Consider the following 16,324-nt stretch of genomic DNA (forward strand, 5'->3'; position numbering starts at 1 on the left):
CCGCGCAGCGATCATGCCAGCTTGTCGACCTTGGCCTGCAACGCCGATAATTGCGATTTCAGCGCGGCGATCTCGTCGTCCTTGCTCGCACTCGGCGCGGTAGCAGTCCCGGCAGCGGGTACGACGCCCGCATTCTTGAACGCCGCAGTCGCTGCCTCGAACATCTCCATGTTGCGCTTGGCGATTTCGGCGAAGGGCGAATGGGCAAATGCCCCCTCGACCGCCGATTTGAACTTTTCCTGGTTGCGGCTGAAGCTGTCCATCGACGCTTCCAGATAGCCCGGCACCATCGCTTGCATGCTGTCGCCATACAGGCTGATCAACTGGCGCAGGAAGCTGACCGGCAGCATCGTCTGCCCGCCGCGCGATTCCTCTTCCATGATGATCTGCGTCAGCACATTATGGGTGATGTCCTCGTCGGTCCGCGCGTCGACCACCTTGAAGTCCCGCCCCTCGCGAGTCATCACCGCGAGATGTTCGAGGGTTATGTAAGACGACGTCTCGGTATTGTAGAGACGGCGGTTCGCGTACTTCTTGACGATGACGGGCCCACCGTCTGGCGTTGACTTCTTCATGGACGACCCTCGCAAGTGACTGACGTAACCGTAACACCGTTCGATACTGCGCCGCAACAAGTGCCGCGACCACTGCCGTTGTTTCTGGAAATGCTCCGAAATGAGACCGAAGGTGCGCCCGAACGCCGCGCCCGTGCGCTCGCCGGGCTTCGCGCGTACCAGACCGCGCCCCGCGCGCCGCGTATCGAAACCGGCACGATCATCGCCAGCGCCGGCCGCGCAACCTTGCGGCAGTACGCCGATGCCGGCCGTCCGGTGGTGTTCATCCCCTCGCTCATCAATCCGCCGCACATCCTCGACCTGTCGCCTGAAACCTCGCTGCTGCGCTGGCTGGCGAGCCAAGGCTTTGCCCCGTTGCTGGTCGACTGGGGTGAGCCCACCCCCGCCGATCGCGCGCAGGATCTCGATTGGCATGTCGAACAATTGCTGCGGCCTTTGCTGCACCGCATCGGCAAGCCGCCCTTGCTGGTCGGCTATTGCCTGGGCGGCACGATCGCGCTCGCCGCCGCCGCGCGCCTGCCCGTTGCCGGCGTCGCGCTCATCGCCGCGCCCTGGCATTTTTCGGGCTTCGGCAAAGCCGCCCGCGCCGACATCGCCAGCCTATGGACCGACGCGCAGCCCGCCTGCGACCAGCTCGGCCTGGTGCCGATCGAGGTGCTGCAGGCAGGCTTCTGGCGGCTCGACCCCGCGCGCACGATCGGCAAGTTCGAGTCCTTTGCCGATACCGCTCCCGACAGCGAAGCCGCACGCCGCTTCGTCGCGCTCGAGGATTGGGCCAATGGCGGCGCGCCGATCGCCTATGCCGCCGCGCGCCAGATGTTCGGCGATCTGTTCGACGCCGACCTGCCCGGCACCCGGCGCTGGCATATCGGCGGCACGCTGGTCGATCCGCACGCGCTTGCCTGCCCGCTGGTCGAGTTCGTCTCGGCCAACGACCGGATCGTCCCCGCCGCCAGTGCGATCGGCCTGCCCGACTCGCGCACCTTGGGCGCAGGGCATGTCGGCATGATCGTCGGTTCATCGGCTCGCACGCAATTGTGGGAACCACTCGCCGACTGGCTAACCACCGTCCCCTCGCGTAGATAGGCGCAAACGTTCAAGGAGAGTCTGCATGCCTGAAATCGTCATCGCCGCCGCCAAGCGCACCCCCGTCGGCAGCTTCCTCGGCGCGTTCGCCGCCACCCCCGCACACGAACTCGGCCGAATCGCGATCGAAGCCGCGCTCGAACAGGCGGGCATCAAGGGCGAGGACGTATCCGAAGTCATCCTCGGCCAGGTGCTCACCGCCGCACAGGGGCAGAACCCCGCGCGCCAGGCATCGATGGCCGCCGGCATTCCCAAGGAAGTCCCCGCCTGGGGCGTCAACCAGGTCTGCGGCTCGGGCCTGCGCGCGGTAGCACTGGGCATGCAGGCGATCGCCAATGGCGACGCCACGATCGTCGTCGCGGGCGGCCAGGAAAGCATGTCGCTGTCGGCGCACGCGCTGCCGATGCGCGCAGGCACCAAGATGGGCGACGCCAGCCTGGTCGACACGATGATCAAGGACGGTCTGATCGACGTCTTCAACGGCTATCACATGGGCATCACCGCCGAAAACCTCGCCGAGCAATATCAGGTCACCCGCGCCGATCAGGACGAGTTCGCGGTCCGCTCGCAAAACCGCGCCGAAGCCGCCCGCACCGCCGGTCGCTTCAAGGACGAGATCGCCCCGGTCACGATCAAGGGCCGCAAGGGCGACACCATCGTCAGCGACGATGAATATATCCGCGCCGGCGCGACCGTCGACGGCATCACCGGCCTTCGCCCCGCCTTCAAGAAGGACGGCAGCGTCACCGCCGCCAACGCCAGCGGCCTCAACGACGGTGCCGCCGTGCTGGTGCTGATGACCGCCGACGAAGCCAAGCGCCGCGGCATCACTCCGCTGGCGACGATCAAGAGCTTCGCCAGCGCCGGCGTCGATCCCTCGATCATGGGAATAGGCCCCGTCCCCGCCAGCCGCCGCGCGCTCGAAAAGGCCGGCTGGAGCGTCGGCGACCTCGACCTGATCGAAGCCAATGAAGCCTTCGCCGCGCAGGCGCTGGCCGTTGGCAAGGACATGGGCTGGGACGCCGAGCGCGTAAACGTCAATGGCGGCGCGATCGCCATCGGCCACCCGATCGGCGCATCGGGCGCGCGCGTGCTGACGACCCTGCTGTACGAAATGCAAAAGCGCGATGCGAAAAAGGGGCTGGCAACGCTGTGCATCGGCGGCGGCATGGGCATCGCCATGTGTGTCGAGCGGTAAAGTCCGAAACGCGGCGTGTGACGTTTTGGTCACACGCCGCGACCGAAAATTACGTTACCTCAGAAACTACCTTGCCGGTCGCACCCGCTTACGCTTCTTTTTAGCAATCCTGTGTTCAGGAAATGATAAAATGGGGGACTCGAGATGAAGCTTTCAAGATGGATGTCGGCGACGATGCTCGCCGGTGCCGCATTTGCCGTTCCGCAGGCAGCGTTCGCGCAAACTACTGCCGACGCGGCCGCGCCGCAGGATACGGCGCAAACCACCACCGAAGAGGAAGACGATGGCCAGACCGTCATCGTCACCGGCTCGCGCATCCGCCAGCCGAATCTCGAATCGACGGTGCCGATCACATCGATCGCTGGTGCAGAGTTCTTCGAAACCGGGCAGGTCTCGATCGGCGACATCCTCAACAATCTGCCGCAACTGCGGAATACGTTCAGCCAGCAGAACTCGACTCGGTTCCTGGGAACGCGCGGCATCAACCTGATCGATCTTCGCGGTCTGGGTACGCAGCGTTCGCTGGTCCTCCAGAACGGCCGTCGTCATGTCGCTGGCGACATCCTGGTCAACGGCGTCTCGCCTGACATCAACACCTTCCCAACCGACCTGATCGAGCGTGTCGACATCACCACTGGCGGCGGGTCGTCGATCTATGGATCGGACGCGATTGCCGGCGTCGTGAACTTCGTCCTGAAGGATGATTTCGACGGTCTCCAGATCCGCGGGCAAAGCGGTCTGAATGTCGATCACGCCGATGCAGGCAATCAGTATGTCTCGATGCTTGTGGGTAAGAATTTCGCCGAAGGTCGTGGCAACGTCGCGGTCAACGTCGAATACGCGCATCAGTCGCAATATTTCGGCTCGGGCCGGCCTGCCTTCCGCACGCCTGAAGGCTTCATCATCGTCGATGCCGATCCTGCTGGATCTCCAAACGGATCGGATGGCGTTCCCGATCGCGCTTTCTTCCGCGACTTCCGTTCGTCGACAATTTCACCCGGTGGCCAACTCGGCTTCGCCAGCCCTTCGGGTGCATGCGGGCGAGACGGCGCGGGTGCAGCGTTCAATTGCAATTTCCTGTTTCAGCCAGACGGCACGCTGGTGTCGCAGACCGGACAGCGCATCGGCCTTGCCCCGAACGGCAACTACGTCGGCGGCAACGGACAGACCGGACGCGAAGGTCAGCTACTGACTCTGTCGCCCGACCTGGAACGCATCTCGGTCAACCTGCTCGGCAAGTTCGAAGTGTCGCCAGCTTTGGTAACCTTCGTTGAGGCCAAGTATGTTCGGACGCGGGCGTTCGGTTCGGTTTCGGGTCCATTGTTCGCGCAGGGCACGACGCTCGGTGACAATCCTGCAAATAATCGTGAGCGTCCCCGACTCGACAATCCGTACCTGAACCCACAGGCACGCGCCACGATCGAGGCACAGCTTCGCGCTGGTGGGGCGACCGCAATCACCGACGCGACTCGCTTCTCGCTCCGCAAGAACTTCGTTGAGTTCGGCATTCGGGACGAGGAGATCACGCGCGAGACCTACCGCATCGTCGGTGGCATCCGTGGCGATTTCAACGACGACTGGAACTACGAACTGTCGCTCAACTATGGTGAGCATCGCGAGCAGAACGAGATCGCCGGCAACATCAACCTCCAGCGGTATCTTCTGGCGATCGACTCGGTTCGCAATCCTGCGAACGGCCAGATCGTTTGCCGCTCCTCGATCGATCCCGCAGCGCGGATCGACTATGTCGGCGGCAATCCAGGCATTCTCGCGACTGACGTTGCCGCTTGCGTTCCGCTCAACCCGTTTGGCGCAGGTGCCTCTTCTCAGGCGGTACGCGACTATCTGACCGTACAGTCCAATGCAGAGGGCAAAATTACGCAGTTCGTCGCATCGGGCTATATGTCGGGTGATCTCAGCCAGTTGTTCGAGCTGCCCGGTGGCCCGATCGCATTCTCGGTCGGCTCGGAATATCGTCGCGAGACCAATTTCTACGATCTCGATGACATCACTCAGGCCGGCTACGCCTTCTACAACGCGATTCCCACCTTCGATGCGCCGGCATTCGAGGTGAAGGAAGCGTTCGCGGAGGTTTCGATCCCCCTGCTGAAGGATGTTCCGTTCTTCCACGCGCTGACCGTTATCGGTTCGGCACGCGTTGCTGATTACAACAATGCTACCGGCACCGTGCTCGCCTGGAGCGGCGGCGTCGACTATGCGCCGATCCCCGATCTGCGTCTGCGCGGCAGCTATTCGCGGTCGATCCGTTCACCGAACCTGTCCGAACTATTCTCGGCGCAGAGCCAGAACTTTGCCACCGTCGGCGATCCCTGCTCGGCGCGAAACATTGCCACCGGTTCGCAATTCCGCGCGGCTAACTGCCTCGCGGCAGGCATCCCGACCGGGTATGACTTCGTCTATGTCCAGTCGCTCGAGATCATCAGCGGCGGCAACCCTAACCTCCAGCAGGAAACGAGCACCAGCCTGACGCTTGGCGGCGTGCTTGAGCCGCGGTTCATGCCAGGGTTCTCGCTCTCGGTCGATTATTACGACATCACGGTGGATAACGTGATCGAATCCGTGGCTGCACAGACCATCCTCAATCAATGCTATGATCAGCCGACCCTGGGGAATCCCTTCTGCTCGCTGTTCCAGCGAGCAGGTTCGGGCGGCGGTCCGCGAGGCGAAGTCGCCAATCAGGTTCTCGAAGCCTCGCTGCTGCAGTCGACGCTGAACTTCGCGAAGCTCAAGGCACGCGGCATCGATACCAATCTGAGCTATCGCAAGAAGTTCTCATGGGGCGAGCTGTCGTTCCGCGGCATCTACACGCACGTTCTGCAGCGGGATAACTTCCTTAATCCGGCACAGCCTGATTTCGCCAATCGCCTGCGCGGTGAACTCAACGATCCGATAAACCAGTTTAACATCAACGTCGGTGCAAAGTTCGGCAGCTTCAGCTTCGGCTATGAAGGCCTTTGGCTAGACAAGCAGTTCCTGAATACGTTTGAGGACTTTAACTCGTTGCAGGGTCGTGCACCCGAAAACCTCGACTATGCTCCAATTCAGTTTTACCCGGAGGTCATGTACCACAACCTGCGTGTCGACTATGACATCAGTGAGAAATTCAACATGTACCTCGGTGTCGACAACATCACCGAAAAGCTGCCGCCGCTCGGATTGACCGGCGTCGGCGCAGGCTCGGGCATCTACGACGTTCGTGGCCGCTACGGCTATGTCGGCTTCGTCGCCAAGTTCTGATCTACCGATCAGACTGGCTGGATCAGGGGTCGGGCTTCAGCCCGGCCCCTTTTTTTGGCCGGTTCCGGCGGATTGGCGGGCAGCAAACCGCTCCAACTATCCCCAAACCCGCGCAAACCGCCGGCCCAGCCCCGTCAGCAACTCGTACTGCGACAGCCCGCTAGCGACACTCGCCGCCGGCAGCGCATAGTCGATCGTCACCCAGTCACCCTCGGCCAGGTCGCGGGCCGCCGATACGTCGATCGCGGTCAGGTCCATCGATATGCGCCCGATCACCGGCAGTGCCGCGCCACCCGCGCTCGCCATGCCGGTCCCCGAAAAGCCGCGCAGATAGCCATCGGCATAGCCAAGGTTCAGGATCGCTACCTCGGTATCGTGCGGCGCGATCCAGGTCGCGTTATATCCCACTGCGCCGCCCGCCGGCACGTGCCGCCGCTGCAATATCTGCGCCTGCGGGAACGCCACTTGCGCGATCCGCCCCGCCAGCGCGGCACTAGGCACGCCGCCATATAATGCGATCCCCGGTCGCGTCAGATCGAAGCAATAACCCTGCCCCAGCGCCACCCCCGCCGAATTGGCAAGGCTCATCCGCCGCGCCCCGGTTCGCCCCGCCAGCTCGGCAAAGGCCGCGCGCTGGCGCTCGTTCATCGACGAATCCTCGTCGGCACAGGCCAAATGGCTCATCAGCGTCTCGATCGTCAGGCCATCGAGCAGCCCGTCGGCGATCTCGGCCACCGACACGCCCAGCCGGTGCATCCCGCTATCGACCATCACGTCGCAGGCACGCCCGCCACCGCTCTCGCGCCAGCGCGCCAATTGCGCGGCAGTATTGAGCACCGGCCGCGCCGGGCCGGCAATCGCCGCCGCCATATCTTCGGCGCGAACCCCGTGCAGCACCGACAGCGCAATCCCTTGCGCCGCAACCAGATCGGCCAGCCCCTCGGCCTCGGCCCAGGTGGCGACAAAAAAGTCACGGCATCCCGCCGCCGCCAGCCGCTGCACCACCGCGCGCGCACCCAGCCCATAACCATCAGCCTTCACCGCCGCACCGCATGCCGCATCCCCGCTGATCGCCGCCATCATGCGCCAATTCGCGACCAATGCCGCGCCGTCGAGGTGAAGCCGAAGGGGGGCGGGAATATCAGTCATGCCCCAGCGCGTACCGGCCCGGCACGCGCTGGGCAATGCCGCCGCGCGGACATGCCCTATCCGCGTCCGCCGGTGCCCTTGGTCCCCTTGTCTCCCCCCGACAATCCCCGCTACGCCGCGCGGCGGGGGAAACACATGCACGCAATGACGCTTACCGAAACCTTTCTGATCGCGATGCTGCTGATCTTCAGCGTGCCGTATCTGGTCTGGCGGCTGGGCCGCACCGATTATTGGGCACCGTTGGTGGTGGTGCAGATCGTCGGCGGGGTGCTGCTTGGCCCCGGCGTGCTCGGCGCGGCCTTTCCCGATTATTATGCCTTCGTCTTCAGCCCACAGGTGATCACCACGCTCAACGGCATCGCCTGGTGGGGGGTGATGATCTTCGTCTGGATCGCCGGGATCGAGCTCGATCTGGGCCAGGCCTGGGCCAGCCGCCGGGAAACGGGGATTACCGCGGGGCTGGCGCTGGTAACCCCGCTGATCCTCGGCAGCCTGGCCGCGCTGATCATGTTGCAGACCCCCGGCTGGACCGGCCCCGCCGGCCAGCCCTGGCAAGTCATCCTCGGCATCGGCATGGCCTGCGCGGTCACCGCGCTGCCGATCCTGGTCTTGTTCATGGAAAAGCTCGACATCCTGCGCCAGCCGCTGGGCCAGCGGATATTGCGCTATGCCAGCCTCGACGACATCGCGATCTGGGGCGTGCTGGCGCTGATCCTGCTCGATTGGGAGCGGGTCGGGCGGCAAGTCGCGTTTCTGGCGGCCTTCGCGGTCGCCACCTGGGCGATCCGCCGGCTGATGCGCCGAATCGCAGAGGCCGATCGCTGGTATGTCAGCCTGGTGTGGTTAGCGGCCTGCGGGTTCGCCGCCGACTGGGCGGGGCTGCATTATATGGTCGGCGCGTTCCTGTCGGGCGCGGTGCTCGACGCCAAGTGGTTCGATCAGGAACGCATGGACCGTTTCCGCGAGACGATTCTGCTGGCGATCATGCCGGTATTCTTCCTGTCGACCGGGCTTCGCACCCAATGGGATGTCGGCGGGCTGGCGGTGTTCGGCGCGGCGGGGCTGCTGCTGGCGGCGTCGGTCGGCGGCAAGCTGCTCGGCATCGGCATCGCCGGGCGAATCCTCAAATGGGCACCGGGCGAGGCGTCGATCATCGGCTGGCTGCTCCAGACCAAGGCGCTGATCATGATCATCTTCGCCAACATCCTGCTCGATCGCCGGATCATCACCAACGAGACCTTCACCGCCTTGCTGCTGATGGCGGTCGCGAGCACGATGCTGACGGTGCCGATGGTCGCGCCCCGGCTGAAGCGGATGGCGGGGCTGATCGGGCGCTCAACCTAAATCCTCCCCGGCACGGGGAGGGGGACCAGCGAATCTGGTGGAGGGGGGCTGCCTCAGGCGATGCGCTCGCGGCGGTGCCCCTCCCCACGCTGCGGAGGATTTCGTCAGTCCAGATTCGGCCGCAGCCAGCGTTCGGCCTGCGCCAGATCGACTCCGCGCCGCCCGGCATAGTCCTCAAGCTGGTCGCGCCCGACGCGCGCCACCCCGAAATACGAAGCCTCGGGATGCCCGAAGTAAAATCCCGACACCGCCGCCGTCGGCCACATCGCAAAGCTTTCGGTCAGCGTCAGTCCAGTGGTCGTGGGCGCGTCGAGCAGGTCGAACAGCATCGGCTTGGCCGAATGATCGGGGCACGCCGGATAGCCAGGCGCCGGGCGGATGCCGCGATATTGCTCGCGGATCAGCGCCTCGGTGGTCAGTTGCTCGCCCTGCGCATAGCCCCACAATTCCTGCCGCACATGCTGATGCAGCCGCTCGGCAAAGGCTTCGGCGAAGCGATCGGCCAGCGCTTTCAGCAGGATGTCCTGATAATCGTCATGCCCCGCCTTGAATCGCGCGATATGCTCGTCGATTCCGTGAATGCCCACGGCAAAGCCACCGATCCAGTCGCCATCGAGATCGACGAAATCGGCGAGGCACATATTGGGCCGGCCCTCACGCTTGGCGATCTGCTGGCGCAAGAAGGGGAAGCGGGTCTCAATTCCCCCCTCCCGCTTGCGGGAGGGGTCGGGGGTGGGACTTTCTTCATCAGGCCCACCCCCGGCCCCTCCCGCAAGCGGGAGGGGGGGAAGCAGCGGCGTGCACCACCACATCATCACCATCACGAACACACGGCCACAGCCCAACCACCCCGCGCGCGGTGAGCCATTTCTCCGCAACGATCGTATCGAGCATCGCCTGCGCGTCCTCGTACAGCGACCGCGCACTTTCTCCCACGATCTCGTCATCAAGGATCGCGGGGAAATTGCCCGCCAGCTCCCACGAACGGAAGAACGGCGTCCAGTCGATCACATCGCGCAGATCGCTCAAGTCCCAGGCGTCGAACACATGCAGCCCGGGCTGCTTGGGCGCGCCAGGCTTCAGCGTGAAATCGGCGGCGAAGCCATTAGCGCGCGCGGCCTCGAGCGGGATCAGCTCGCTCTGCCCCTTATTCGCGCGCGCGACCCGCACCGCTTCATATTCATCGGCGATCTTGGCAACATAGTCGTTGCGCTGGGTATCGCTCACCAGCGTCGTCGCGACACCCACCGCGCGGCTGGCGTCGAGCACATGCACCACCGGCCCGTCATAGACAGGCGAGATCCGAAGCGCGGTATGCACCTTCGACGTCGTCGCACCGCCGATCAGCAGCGGCATCGTCATCCCAGCGCGCTTCATCTCCTCGGCAACGGTCACCATCTCGTCGAGCGAGGGCGTGATCAGCCCCGACAGCCCGATCATGTCGGCATCATTCTCGTTCGCCGCTTCGATGATCTTGGGCCAGGGCACCATCACGCCAAGATCGACCACGTCGAAGCCGTTGCACTGGAGCACCACGCCGACGATGTTCTTGCCGATGTCGTGGACGTCGCCCTTCACCGTGGCCATGATGATCTTGCCCTTGCCCTTGGCACCGGGCTCCTTGGCGGCCTCGATATAGGGCAGCAGATGCGCCACCGCCTTCTTCATCACCCGCGCCGATTTCACCACCTGCGGCAGGAACATCTTGCCGCTGCCGAACAGGTCGCCGACGACGTTCATGCCGTCCATCAACGGCCCCTCGATCACCTCGATCGGCCGCGCGAACTGTAACCGCGCTTCTTCGGTATCCTCGACGACGTGCAGGTCGATGCCCTTGACCAGCGCATGTTCCAGCCGCTTGGTCACGCTCCAGCCGCGCCATTCGGCGGCGGCCTTTTCGGCGACGACGTCGGTGCCCTTGAAGGTTTCGGCAAGCGCGATCAGCCGCTCGGTGGCGTCGGGATCGCGGTTGAGGATGACGTCCTCGCACGCCACTCGCAGCTTGGGGTCGATCTGGTCGTAAATGTCGAGTTGCCCGGCATTGACGATCGCCATGTCCATCCCCGCCGGGATCGCATGGTACAGAAAGATGCTGTGCATCGCCTTGCGCACCGGCTCGTTACCACGGAACGAGAAGGACAGATTGGACAAGCCGCCCGAAATATGGACATGCGGGCAGCGCGCCTTGATCTCGCGGCACGCCTCGATGAAATCGACGCCGTAGTTGTTATGCTCCTCGATCCCCGTCGCGACCGCGAAGACATTGGGGTCAAAGATGATGTCTTCGGGCGGAAAGCCGATGCCGATCAACAGCTTGTAGGCGCGCTCGCAAATCTCGACCTTGCGCTCCTTGGTGTCGGCCTGTCCGACCTCGTCGAACGCCATCACCACCACCGCCGCGCCATAGGCCATGCACTTGCGCGCCTGCTCCAGGAACTGCGCCTCGCCTTCTTTCATGCTGATCGAATTGACGATCGGCTTGCCCGAAACGCACTTCAGCCCCGCCTCGATCACCGACCATTTCGAGCTGTCGACCATCACCGGCACCCGCGCAATGTCGGGCTCGGCCTGGATCAGCTTCAGGAAGGTCGTCATCGCGTAATGCGCGTCGAGCAATCCCTCGTCCATGTTGACGTCGATCACCTGCGCACCGTTTTCGACCTGCTGGCGCGCGACCTCGACCGCGGCGGCATAATCGTCCGCCATGACAAGCTTCTTGAAGCGCGCCGAGCCGGTGACGTTGGTGCGTTCGCCGATATTGACGAAATTGGTCGAAGAGGGGGTGGTCATTGTAAATCCTAATTCGTCATCCCGGCGAAAGCCGGGACCCAGGGTCACAGGCGACGCCGCACTTGGCTCTGGGCCCCGGCCTTCGCCGGGGTGACAGGGAGATCAGGCCGCCATCACGAACGGCTCCAGCCCGGCCAGCTTGGTCTGCACCGGCGGCACCGGCATCGCGCGCGGCGGCAGCCCGGCCACCGCATCGGCGATCGCCTTGATATGCGCCGGCGTCGATCCGCAGCAGCCGCCCAGCACGTTCACCTGCCCCGCATCGGCCCATTCCTTGACCAGGCCGGCGGTGGTCACCGGCATCTCGTCATATTCGCCCAGCTCGTTGGGCAGCCCGGCATTGGGATAGACCATGATCAGCGTGTCGCAGGAGTCAGAAAGCGTGCGAACGTGCGGGCGCAACTGCTCGGCCCCGAACGAGCAATTCAGCCCGATCGTCAGCGGCCGCGCATGACGAACGGCGCACCAAAACGCCTCGACCGTATGCCCCGACAGGTTGCGCCCCGACAGGTCGGTCAGCGTCATCGACAGCATGATCGGCACGTCGCGCCCCATGTCATTGCCCGCCTCGATCGCCGCCATGATGCCTGCCTTGGCATTGAGCGTGTCGAACACCGTCTCGATCAGGATGAAATCGGCCCCGCCTTCGAGCAGCGCGTCGATCTGTTCGCGATACACGTCCTTGAGGTAATCGAAATCAATCTCGCGAAACCCCGGATCATTGACGTCGGGGCTAAGCGACAGCGTCTTGTTGGTCGGCCCGATCGCGCCGGCTACGAAGCGCGGGCGGCCATCCTTGGCCGCGAACTCATCGGCCAGCCGCCGCGCCAGCTTCGCGCTTTCGACATTGATCTCGCGCACCAGCCCCTCGGCACCATAATCGGCCTGGCTGATCCGATTGGCCGAAAAGGTGTTGGTCTCGGCGATATCGGCCCCCGCCTCGAAATAGGCGCGGTGGATCGACTCGGGCACTTCGGGCTTGGTCAGCGCCAGGATGTCGTTGTTGCCCTTCTGATCGCGACCCAGCGTCAATGTCCCGGCATAATCCGCCTCGGACAATTTCCAGTTCTGAATCTCGGTCCCGAACGCACCATCGGTGATCAGGATACGCTGCGCGGCTTGGGCGAGAAATTGTTGGCGTGGGGTCATTTCAAATCTCCCCCCTCCCGCTTGCGGGAGGGGTCGGGGGTGGGGAGTGTCTCACCGAGCATGAAGCCATTGAAAGCCCCACCCCCGGCCCCTCCCGCAAGCGGGAGGGGAGGAAAAAGCTACGCCGCCGCGCGCACCTCGCCCGGCTGCGGCCGAAGCCCCAGCAAATGGCAGATCGCGTAGCTCAATTCGGCGCGGTTGAGCGTGTAGAAGTGCAGATGCCGCACCCCGCCAGCATACAGCTTGCGGCTCAATTCCGCCGCCAGCGTCGCCGCCACCAATTGCCGCGCCTCGGGATGCGCGTCGAGCCCTTCGAACAGCCGCCCCATCCATTCGGGGACATAGGTGCCGCACATCGCCGACATGCGCTGGACCGCCGCAAAGTTCGTCACCGGCATGATGCCCGGCACCAATGCCGCATCGATCCCCGCCGCCGCCGCCGCATCGCGAAAGCGAAAGAAGGTCTCGGCCTCGAAGAAAAACTGGGTGATCGCTTGGGTCGCCCCGGCATCCAGCTTGCGCTTCAGATTGTCGAGGTCGGCGGCCTGATCGAAGGATTCAGGATGCGCTTCAGGATAGGCGGCGACCGAGATTTCGAACGGGTGCAGCCGGCGCAACCCTTCGACCAGCGCGGCGGCATTGGCATAGCCATCGGGCCTTGGTTCAAATTTCGCACCGGGCACCGGCATGTCGCCGCGCAGCGCGACGATGTGGCGAACGCCTGCCGCCCAATATTCCTCGGCCACCGCATCGATTTCGGCGCGGCTCGCCTCGACACAGGTCAGATGCGCCGCCGCCGGGATCGGCGTCTCGCGCACAATCCGAGCCACAGTCGCATGCGTCCGCTCCCGCGTCGATCCGCCGGCACCATAGGTAACCGATACGAAACGCGGATTGAGCGGCGTCAGCGTCTCGACCGATTGCCACAATGTCGTTTCCATCTTCTCGTTCTTGGGCGGGAAGAATTCGAACGATACCGCGCAATCGCCCGCCACATCGGCAAACAAGGGCGCATCCAGCGCGCGCCGCGCTTCTTCGAGCTGTCCAACCGACAGGTTCATGCCGCAACCTCCAATTTGCGCTGCCCAGCCCCGATGGGGCGCTTGCGGGCAAGCCATAATTTCACGGTCAGTTCGCCACCTTCCAGCGTCTCGGTCTGCACCGGCGCCAGCCCGGCAGTGCCGAACCATCCCAACATTTGTTCATCTGAAAAGCCCAGCCGCGCATGCGCGTCGCGCAGCCGCAGTTCCTCGCGCTCATGCGGCGCGAAATCGACGATCAGCAGCCGCCCGCCTGGTCCCAGCACTCGCCCCGCCTCGACGATCGCGGCACCCGGTTGCTGCGCGAAATGCAGCACATGGTGCAGGATCGCGGCATCGGCATCGCCATCGCCCAGCGGCAATGCATAGAGATCGGCCTGACGAAGCTCGGCATGTTCCAGCCCGCGCTCGGCCAGCTTGGCCCGCGCCAGCCGCAGCATTTCCGACGATCGGTCGATGCCCAGCGCCCGTTCAGCGCGCGGCCCGAACAGCTCGAGCATCCGCCCGGTGCCAGTGCCGATGTCGATCAACTGCTCGATCGCGCGGTCGCCCAGCACCCGCAGCATCGCTGCCTCGACCTGGCTTTCGGCGACGTGCAGCGATCGGATCGCATCCCATTGCCCGGCATTCGCCTCGAACCATTCGGCCGCCGACGCCGCCCGATCGGCGCGCACCGCCGCCAGCCTCGCGCTATCGGCGACCGCCCAGTGATCGGGCGAATCCTCGTTCCACGCATCCAGCGCGTCGAGCGCGGGCATCACGCGCCGCGCCTCGCCCAGCGCCACGAACACCCAGCTCCCCTCCTTGCGCCGCACCGCCAGCCCGGCGTCGCACAGGATTTTGACATGCCGGCTGACGCGCGGCTGGCTTTGCCCCAGCACTTGCGCCAGCTCGCCCACCGACAATTCCATCGACCGCAACAGCGCCAGGATGCGCAAGCGCGTCGAATCCGCGAGGGCGCGGAAGGTCTCTGTAGCGGTTTCCATGGATCGACATATAAAGATATCTTTATATGTGGTCAATCGCCGTCTTACCTGTCCTTTGGGAACCACCGCGCGGTTTGCGCGCTTGGCCTGGCAACAGTACAGAGGCTCCTTCAGCCCGTGTCGGCGTTGTCGCCTTGGGCCGGAATGTTCGTATCGAAGAAAGGTAATCCTATGAAGAACCTGTTCCTGCTTCCGATCGCCGCCGCCGCCGCCCTGGGCCTGGCCGCTTGCAGTGAAACCGCGCAGAACGAGACGGGTGAGGCCGCCAACGCGATCGCCACCGACGTCGAAACGACCGTCAGCGAAGCCGCTTCGGACGTCGAAGCCGCCAGCGAGCAGGCATTTGGCGCGGCCGAGAACGGTATCGATCAGGCCGGCCAGTCGCTCGAGAACGCCGGCGACCGCAGCGAAGCCGCTGCCGACAACGCCGCGCGCGAAACCGGCGAAGAGGTCGAGAAAGTCGGCCGCGACATGCAGCGCTGATCGCTTCGGCCAACGGATCGATCTGCCAGGGGGCCGCGTTGAAAGACGCGGCCCTCTTTGTTTCACCCGCCCTACCCCCCACCCGTGCGAGGATGCCGATGCGCCCGATCCTGCTGTTGCTGCTCCCGCTAGCGCTTGCCGGCTGCGGCGAACCCGCCGCCACCGCCCCCGGCGGGGTCAGCCCCGACGAAGCGCGCGAACTCAACCAGGCCGCCGAGATGCTCGACACCGACAGCGTCTCGCTCAACGCCATTGCCAATGAAGGAACCGCGCCATGACCGGCCACCACGCCCCGATCGCCCTTCGCACGCTGGGCGCAACCACGATGCAGACACCCCCGATGGTGCTGGGCGGCAATGTCTTTGGCTGGACTGCCGATGAGGCGACCAGCGTTGCCATCCTCGATCGCTATGTCGAGCGCGGCGGGCGGATGATCGACACTGCCGACATTTATTCAGCCTGGGTGCCCGGCCATGTCGGCGGCGAATCCGAAGCGCTGATCGGCCGCTGGCTCAAGGCATCGGGCATGCGCGACCGCGTGCTGATCGCGACCAAGGTGGGGATGCTCCCCGGCGACGGTGGCACCGGCCTTGCCCCCGCGCGCATCGCCGCCGCCGCGCGCGCCTCGCTCGATCGGCTGGGGGTCGACCAGATCGACCTGTACTACGCGCATCAGGACGACCCCGATGTGCCGCAGGCCGATGTCCTCGCCGCCTTCGCTGCGCTGATCGACGCCGGCATGGTCGGCGAGATCGGCGCGTCGAATTTCGGCGCGATGCGGCTGAAATCGGCGCTGGACCTCGCGCGTGAACAGGGCCTGCCGCATTACCGCGTGCTTCAGCCCGAATATAATCTGGTCAGCCGCCACAAATTCGAAGGCGAGCTGCAAAATCTGTGCGTCGAGCATAATATCGGCGTCGCCCCTTATTACGGCCTCGCCTCGGGCTTCCTCACCGGCAAATATCGCAAGCCTGAAGACCTTGGCCAAAGCGTGCGCGGGCACGGCATGGCCGCACTACTCGAGGGCAAGGGCGCGCAAATCCTGAGCGCGATGGACTCGGTCGCCGACCAGACCGGCGCCACCCACGCCCAGATCGCGCTGGCCTGGCTAGCCGCGCAGGAAGGCGTCGTCGCCCCGATCGCCAGCGCTACCAGCGTCGCGCAGCTTGACGAACTGATCGACGGCTGGGAACTCGACCTGAGCCAGGACCAGTTGGAAGCCCTAAACGAAGCCGGCGTCTAACAGGCTGCTGAAAAAGGGCTTGG

12 protein-coding genes and 1 pseudogene are annotated in these 16,324 nt (G+C 64.6%); 7 read left to right on the forward strand and 6 right to left on the reverse strand.

Annotation, left to right across the window (positions count from 1 at the left end):
• Positions 1–11 precede the first annotated feature (11 nt).
• A complete protein-coding gene (gene phaR / locus QU44_RS11590) occupies positions 12–575 on the reverse strand; it encodes a polyhydroxyalkanoate synthesis repressor PhaR (RefSeq protein ID WP_033922348.1) in 564 nt (187 codons plus the stop codon).
• A 15-nt stretch (positions 576–590) separates the two neighbouring features.
• Here phaR and QU44_RS11595 point away from each other — a divergent pair, with 15 nt between their 5' ends.
• The 3 genes from QU44_RS11595 (at position 591) to QU44_RS11605 (ending at position 6,117) form a co-directional block, all read left to right on the forward strand.
• Complete coding sequence (locus QU44_RS11595; protein WP_331377464.1) at positions 591–1,661, forward strand: alpha/beta fold hydrolase; 1,071 nt, start codon at positions 591–593, stop codon at positions 1,659–1,661.
• Positions 1,662–1,686: 25 nt separating this feature from the next.
• Positions 1,687–2,859, forward strand: a complete 1,173-nt coding sequence (locus tag QU44_RS11600; RefSeq protein WP_033922349.1) for an acetyl-CoA C-acetyltransferase — start codon at positions 1,687–1,689, stop codon at positions 2,857–2,859.
• 162 nt (positions 2,860–3,021) lie between these two features.
• On the forward strand, positions 3,022–6,117 hold the full coding sequence (locus QU44_RS11605) for a TonB-dependent receptor domain-containing protein (RefSeq protein WP_231621721.1): 3,096 nt from the start codon (positions 3,022–3,024) through the stop codon (positions 6,115–6,117).
• A gap of 96 nt (positions 6,118–6,213) precedes the next feature.
• On the opposite strand, the gene QU44_RS11610 is transcribed toward QU44_RS11605, so the two are convergent.
• Positions 6,214–7,266 carry an alanine racemase gene (locus QU44_RS11610; RefSeq protein WP_033922351.1) on the reverse strand — a complete coding sequence of 351 codons (1,053 nt, stop codon included), beginning with the start codon at positions 7,264–7,266 and terminating at the stop codon, positions 6,214–6,216.
• A 135-nt stretch (positions 7,267–7,401) separates the two neighbouring features.
• On the opposite strand from QU44_RS11610, the gene QU44_RS11615 reads away from it, so the two are divergent.
• Positions 7,402–8,610 (forward strand): cation:proton antiporter, encoded by a 1,209-nt coding sequence (locus QU44_RS11615; RefSeq protein WP_033922353.1) that lies wholly within the window; start codon positions 7,402–7,404, stop codon positions 8,608–8,610.
• 104 nt (positions 8,611–8,714) lie between these two features.
• Here the strand turns inward: QU44_RS11615 and metH are convergent.
• The 4 genes and pseudogenes from metH to QU44_RS11640 form a co-directional block, all read right to left on the reverse strand.
• A pseudogene (gene metH, locus QU44_RS11625) lies at positions 8,715–11,400 on the reverse strand (methionine synthase).
• A gap of 102 nt (positions 11,401–11,502) precedes the next feature.
• Entirely contained in the window at positions 11,503–12,549 is a 1,047-nt protein-coding gene (locus QU44_RS11630) for a homocysteine S-methyltransferase family protein (RefSeq protein WP_033922358.1), read from the reverse strand.
• 119 nt (positions 12,550–12,668) lie between these two features.
• A complete protein-coding gene (gene metF / locus QU44_RS11635; RefSeq protein ID WP_033922360.1) occupies positions 12,669–13,610 on the reverse strand; it encodes a methylenetetrahydrofolate reductase [NAD(P)H] in 942 nt (313 codons plus the stop codon).
• Positions 13,607–14,575 (reverse strand): ArsR/SmtB family transcription factor, encoded by a 969-nt coding sequence (locus QU44_RS11640; RefSeq protein WP_033922362.1) that lies wholly within the window; start codon positions 14,573–14,575, stop codon positions 13,607–13,609. The genes metF and QU44_RS11640 overlap by 4 nt, the downstream gene beginning before the upstream one ends.
• Before the next feature lie 171 nt (positions 14,576–14,746).
• Between QU44_RS11640 and QU44_RS17815 the strand changes: the two genes are divergently transcribed.
• The 3 genes from QU44_RS17815 to QU44_RS11655 all read left to right on the forward strand — a co-directional run bounded on the left by QU44_RS17815 (position 14,747) and on the right by QU44_RS11655 (position 16,301).
• Positions 14,747–15,058, forward strand: coding sequence for a hypothetical protein (locus QU44_RS17815; RefSeq protein WP_033922364.1), 312 nt, complete (start codon positions 14,747–14,749; stop codon positions 15,056–15,058).
• 98 nt (positions 15,059–15,156) lie between these two features.
• The gene (locus QU44_RS11650; RefSeq protein ID WP_156141118.1) at positions 15,157–15,336 is read left to right on the forward strand and encodes a hypothetical protein; all 180 of its coding nucleotides are present in this window, start codon (positions 15,157–15,159) and stop codon (positions 15,334–15,336) included.
• Positions 15,333–16,301 (forward strand): aldo/keto reductase, encoded by a 969-nt coding sequence (locus QU44_RS11655; RefSeq protein WP_033922368.1) that lies wholly within the window; start codon positions 15,333–15,335, stop codon positions 16,299–16,301. Before QU44_RS11650 ends, QU44_RS11655 begins: the two co-directional genes overlap by 4 nt.
• Positions 16,302–16,324: the final 23 nt, after the last annotated feature.

This window comes from Sphingomonas sp. 37zxx (assembly GCF_000786205.1).
Taxonomy (GTDB): Bacteria; Pseudomonadota; Alphaproteobacteria; order Sphingomonadales; family Sphingomonadaceae; genus Sphingomonas.